This window comes from Limimaricola soesokkakensis, from assembly GCF_900172345.1.
Lineage (GTDB): Bacteria > Pseudomonadota > Alphaproteobacteria > Rhodobacterales > Rhodobacteraceae > Limimaricola > Limimaricola soesokkakensis.
Genome location: NZ_FWFY01000027.1, coordinates 1 through 6,336 on the forward strand (window position 1 = coordinate 1; position 6,336 = coordinate 6,336).

Annotated in this window: 1 protein-coding gene; it reads right to left on the reverse strand. The window is 65.9% G+C overall.

All coding sequences use genetic code 11. The features are described 5' to 3' along the window. On the reverse strand, window positions 1-6,336 hold a 6,336-nt coding region (locus LOS8367_RS18410), incomplete at both ends, for a malectin domain-containing carbohydrate-binding protein (RefSeq protein ID WP_207569304.1).

Consider the following 6,336-nt stretch of genomic DNA (forward strand, 5'->3'; position numbering starts at 1 on the left):
TCGACGCCTCGATGTTGGCGTTGCCGAGCATGATGCCGAGCTTGGCCGCACCGACGGTCCCGGCCGCGTAGCTCTGCGAGGTATCGAGATCACCCTGCGCCGCAAAGGCCTGGAGCGCGTTGGTCGGAACGATCGGAATCGGGGGGTTCTCCACCTCCTCCGACAGCGCGACGATCTCGATGCCGTTGATGATCGGGTTCTGCTTGAGATCCTTCACCAGCCCGATGTTCAGCACGCCGTCATCGACGTTGACCCGCGCGGTCAGGACACCGCCGCCCGCCCCGTAGAGCGCGCCCGGATCGAGGTTGTCGAACGTGGCCGGGACGAAGCCCTCGAGAGAGGCGTCGAAGTTCCGGAAGTTTCCGGCTTGGCCAGTGGGGGAGATTTCGGCGAGATAGAGGCGCACCTCGTAATTCTGGCCGCCGCCGAGCGCCGAGACCGGGATGTCGTAGAAGAACGACCCGTCGCTCGAGCGTGCCGTCGAGAAGATCGCATTCGGCACCCCGTCGATACCCGGCGCCGCCTTGCCGCCGGTATCGGCGTCGTCACGCAGGGTGGTCAGGCGCAGATACGGGCTGCCATTGCCCGGCTGGTCGCCGGTCCAGACCGGACCGCCATCCGTCGCCGCGACCTGCGCGCCGCCGGTGTTGATCCGGTAGACGACCGTGCCGCCGGCGCCGATTTCAAGGTCGAGCGCCGCGTTGGTCGCCTCGTTGACGTTGGGCGTGTTCGCGCGATCGGAAACCGCACCCGCCACGAGCGCCACGCCGATCTGCATACCGTTGGTCCAACCGCCTTGCGGCGCGGCAATCTCGTAGCGCGCCACGCCACCAGCAAAACCCATGAAGGTGATCCCGGGATTGCTTGCCTCGACCCCGTCCACCGAGAGTGTCAGGTCGTCGTCGCCAAGGGTGGTCGTATCTATGCCGCTGGCATCGCTCAGCGCCACCTCCACGAGGATCGGATCGATCGCGTTCGCCGGATTGTTGAGCGTCAGCGCCGCCTCGGGTGCGTCCCTGTCCAAGGCCGGCACCGGGTTCGAGAGGATCTCGATGGCGTTGATGATCGGGTTGTTCCTGCCGTCGACCAGATCATGGAGGAAGCCGATGTTCAGCTCGCCATCCGTCACCTTGACCTCGTAGCTCAGGATCCGCAGATCGCCGCCACCGCTTGGAAGCGACGGATCGAAGTTATCCAGCATGCCTTCGGTCTGGCCCTCGACGCTGATGTCGAAGATCCGTCTGCCCGGAAGCTGGTTCGCGGCGGACAACTCGGCCAGGTAGAGGTTCACGATGTAGTCGCCATTGCCGATCAGATCCGTCACCGGGATGGCATAGGAGAACGGGCTGTTGGCGGAGCGGGCGGTACCGAGAACCGTCTGAGGAACATGCGACGGCAGGTTCGTCGTGTCGCCCCCGAAGCCCTGGCTGTCGCCGCGGTTGTTGCCGGCCCCGGTCGCCGTGATCACGTAGGGGCTGTTGGGATTGTTGTTGCCGTCGGCAAGCCAGTTCGGCCCGCCATCGGTGGCTGCGACCTCGCCGCCCCAAGCGTTGATCCGAAGGAGCGCCTCCGGCATGCCGCCATCCTCGTCGACATCCGTCACCATGACCGACATGAGCTGGGCCACCTCGTTGCTGCCGTTCGAGGCGATCACCTCGACATCATAGACGTTGTCTGCGCCCGCATCGCCCGGAGCTTCGAAGTCGGGCGCTGCGATGAAGCTGAGCGCGCCGGTGGACGGATCGATGGTGAAGAGGCTGCCATCGGCGCCGGCAGTGCCGATCGCGTAGGTAATCGGCGCGGTGCCGCCGTCCTCGGTGGCGACAACCGTCGTCACCACGGTCTGGTTCTCGGCCACCGTCGCGCTGGCCGGGCTATTGATAGCCAGCCCCTCCTCCGCATCGAGCACGGTGATAGTGACGTTCTGCAGCGCCTTGGCGACACCGTCGCTGGCTTCGACCGTGACCTCGTAGACATTGTTCTGATCGGCATCGCCCGGGGCTTCGAAATCGGCCGCGGTCACGAAGGAGAGCACGCCGGTATCGGGATCGATGCTCAGCTTGTCCATGTCGGCGCCGCCGACGATGGCGTAGCTCACCACCGCGCCTTCGGGATCGGCGGCGTCGACATCGCCGGCAATCACCGTGTTTTCGAGTACCTCTTGGGCAGCGGCGCTTTCGAATTGCGGCTGCGCGTTGGGGACGGGATTGAAGACCACCTTGTCGAAGCGCAGATGCTCCCTGGCGTCGCTGGTGCCGCTGAGCACCAGCCGGGCGCCATCGGGGACCTGGACACCACTCAGCGTGACCGAGGTCAGGTTGGCCGCCTGCAACGCGTTGCCCTGCCCGGCAAGCACCTGGTTCATGGTGAAGCTGCCGATCAATGTCTGCGTGCCATCCGCCAGCTGCAGCAGCACATTGACCTGGGACGCGCCGTCATTCTCGTCGAAGTAGCCGATCTCCAGATCATAGGTCCCGGCCACGACCCCGAAGCCCGCGAGGCTGGTCGAGATCACGCCCTGCTGCCCTGCGCCGACCTTGACCACCGTGCTCCCGGAGGCCGGGGCGGCGAATTCGGTCCTGAAGTTCACGAGGTCGGAATTGGCCTCGGTCAGCCCGGTGAAATTCTCGACCTCGATCAGGATCGGCTCGGGCAAGGTGACTTCATCGACCTGCAGCACGAAGCTGGCGGAGGTTTCGGCCTGCGCCGTGTCGGTGGCGAAGACGGTGACCGTGTAGTTGCTGTTCTGCTGCGGGGTGCCGCTGATCGTTCCGGTGACCGGATCGATGGAAAGACCGGCGGGCAGGCCCTCGGCGCGGTAGGTGAGCGTGTCGTTCGGGTCGATATCGGTGAACAGCCCCGCCGGCAGGGCCATGTTGAACGCCTGGTTCAGCGGGGCCGTGGCGTTGGGAATGCTGCCCGTGACGATCGGCGCGTCGTTGACGTTCTCGACCGTCAGGTCGAACTGGCCGATCGCGGCATTGCCCTCGGGATCGGTCGCGGTGACCTCGATCGTGTGGACGCCCACATGCTCGTTGCCGGGCGTGCCGACCAGCAGCCCGCCCGACAGGCTGAGGAAGTCCGGCAGCCCCTGGAAGGAGAAGGACAGCTGGTCATAGGCCGTGTCCGGATCCTCGAAGGGCAGGCTGACCTCGAGCGGCATGTCCTCCGTGGCGGTGACGTCGGGCAGCGCGTCGCCGACGATATGGGGCGGCTGGGTGTTGCCGCTCGCCCCGCCGCCCTGCACCAGCTCGACGTTCGAGAAGCGCACGATCGAGCTTTGCGCGGCGTCGTCGTCGTTGATCAGCGCCAGGTAGTCGAAGGTCCTGCCGGCATGCGCCGCCAGCGAGATCTCGTAGCTCACGGTCTGGCCCACGGTGGTGTAGTCGTTGCGCACCGACTGGTCGAACTTGGCGATGTTGACCGAGCCGAACACCTGGAACAGCAGGTCGTCGGTGGTCTTGTAGTTGTTGTCGTTCTCGAGGCCGATGCTGACGAATTCGGCGGTGCCGTTCTGCATCGTCACGTCGAAACGCAGCACCGTGTCGGCGTCGACGGTGAAGGTGCCGCCGGGCAGCAGGGTCTTCTTCCAGGTGTTGCCGCTCAGCGTGATGCCGGCGCCGTCGGGGTCGATCTGGAACCCCTGCGGCGTCTGGTCCTGGCCGCTGTAGCTCAGGAGCGGGTTGGCGTTGAAGTCGATCGGGAGGACGATCGCAGGCGTGGGCGCTACGTCGTTGGCCGCGATGGTCACGGTGGTGGTGCCGCCACCCGTGGCGATAACCGCGTCGTTGCCGGCGTTCGAGACCCCGGTGATCGATACGGTGAAGCTTTCCGCCGGCTCTTCCAGATCGTCATCGATGATCGGCACGGTCGTGCTGGCCGAGGTTTGGCCTGCCGGGATGACCACCGTGGTGGCGGCGAGTGGCCCACGATCCGCCGACGTCGTGCTGACATCGGTCAGCGACAGGGTGACGGTGACCGCCTCGCTCAGGTCCCCCATCCGGGTCACGGTGATCACGGCGTCCTCGCCCTCAATGGCACTGCCGGCCGAAACCGAGATGGTCGGCGGCAGGTCCGAGGGCACGGCATCATAGACCACGATCGCCGAATAGCCCGCCTGTCCGCTCGAGCTGTCGACCTGCACGGTGATGGTGCCGTCGGTGACCAGAACGTTGTGGCGGATGAAGGAATGCCTGTCGGCGCCCCCGCCTGCGACGAAGGCGTCGTAATCATCGCCGACCAGCGTGCCGTTGATGGTGAAATCGCCGACACGTCCGCCCGCCGCCGAATGGAACAGCTCGGCAAAATGCAGCTCGACCACGTATGAGCCATTGGCGAAGCCACCATAGGTAGCGGTCCAGATATCGGCCTGCGAGTCGCGATAGGTATGCAGCGCCGAACCGTCGAGATCGATTCCGCCGGAGTTCGAACCGGTGGTCCCGGACTGGCCGTCGACATTCGCGTTCAGCGGGCCCTGGCCCTTGGGGCTGGTATAATAGGCGTTGTCGTCCGCCTCGAAGGCGATCGGCTGTCCGGTCGCGTCGAGGAGCAGGCTGTCCGCTGCGATCGCGCCGCCATAGCGGTTGTTGTCGACCGCGCCGCCCTCGAGCGGATCCGGCCCGAGATTGGTGGCAGGCGAGGTGTCGGTGGTGCCGACATTGATCGCACGCACCACCGAGCCGCGCACCAGATTGTCGAGGTTCGGCTCGAGGATGAAGCTCGAGGTCGCACCCGCCGCGCTGTTGCCGGCCGCGTCGGCGAACACGCCGGCGGCGATCGAGATCTGGCCCTCGCCGCTCGGCCATGAGCCGCTGGCGGGCGGCTGCGCGACATAGGTCAGCGTCGCGGTCATGCCGCCATTGGTCAGCACCACGCTCGGTGCCGAGACCGCTGTGGGCACGATGCCGCTGAAGACCAGCTCGGAGCCGTCCGTGGCCAAGCTCGCGGCGTCGAAGCCTTTGTTGTCGCTCAGGACGACGGTGATCTCGCGCGGGCTGTCGGTATCGCCCTGCAGATTCTCGATCGACACGCTTTCGACCACCGGCGCCGTGCCGTCCGCGACCCGCGGCCCGCCCAGCTGGGAAATCTGGATCGCGTTGATCTTAGGGTTCTGGTTGTTGTGGATGAAGGCGAGGTTCAGCTGGTCGTCGACGGCCGTGTAGATCAGCTCGCGCGTCAGCACCGTGCCGAGGAAGGGCTGTTTCTGCGCGCTCGTGGCCGAGCTAGGCGGCAGCGCCTGCCCCATCGCCGCCGCGGCCTCGACCAGCGGGTTGAGATCGGCGAACTCGGCGAAGGCCGTGCCGTCCACCGTCACGTCGAAGATCCGGTCGCTGCTCGGGAGATTGAACGCGCCGGGCCAGTTCTCGGTGTAGAGCAGCGTGATCTTGTAGGTCGCACCCACGGCCACGTCGAAATTGTAGGTCAGCGGGATGTTGTTGTTGCTGTTGTCGCTGCGCTCGTGGACGAAGAGCTGCCAGGGCGCATAGCTTTGCACGCCCGGATCGATGTAGTCGATCTCGCCCTCGGAGTCCGTCAACGCGTTCGAAAACTCGTTGTCGACCTCGCCGGTGACCGAGATCGAGCCGTTGCCGTTCTCGAGCGCCAGATCGCCGATCCAGACCGGGCCACCATCGATCGCGGCGACGTCGGTGCTGCCCGCGTTGACCCGGTAAAGGATTGTTTCGCCGGAGGCACGGGTGATCCGCAGCCCGTCTGCGGTGTTCTCGAAATCGAAGGTGGCGGGACCCTCGCCCGGCACGAAACTCTCGAAATCCGGACCGGAGAAGGTGACCTTCTGGCCGTTGATGTTGATCACGGCCGAGCCGGCCTCGTAGCTGATCGGCGTATCGGTGTCAGCGCCCGAGATCACCAGAGCATCCTCGTTCGAGAAGTCCGTGATCTCGCTGCCGCCCACCGCTTCGAGCGTGCCGCGCACCACGTCGGCACCGCCGCCGGTGGTGATCTTGTTGATGCCGGTGCCCAGCGTGATGATATTGGCGCCGGCATTTCCGCTCAGCGTGACATCCGCGCTCGACCCCGATCCATCGAAATTCTCGACGTCATCGGCGAGCGTCGCGTCGACCGGAGCCGTGCCGGTATAGACGACGGTGTCGGTGCCAGGCGTGCCCGGACCGCCGACCGCGGCCGGATCGTTGGTGACGATTTCGTTGCCGAAGGCCTCGATTTTCAGTTCGTTGAAATCGACGGTTGTGAGGGTGTCTGCGGCGACGTCTTCGGCGATGAGGCCGATGGCGGCGCCGGAGGTCTGGCCGGCGATCTGGTGGGCGCCGGTGAGCACGTCGCGCAGCACGCCCTGCGGCAGGACGAAGCCGTTCA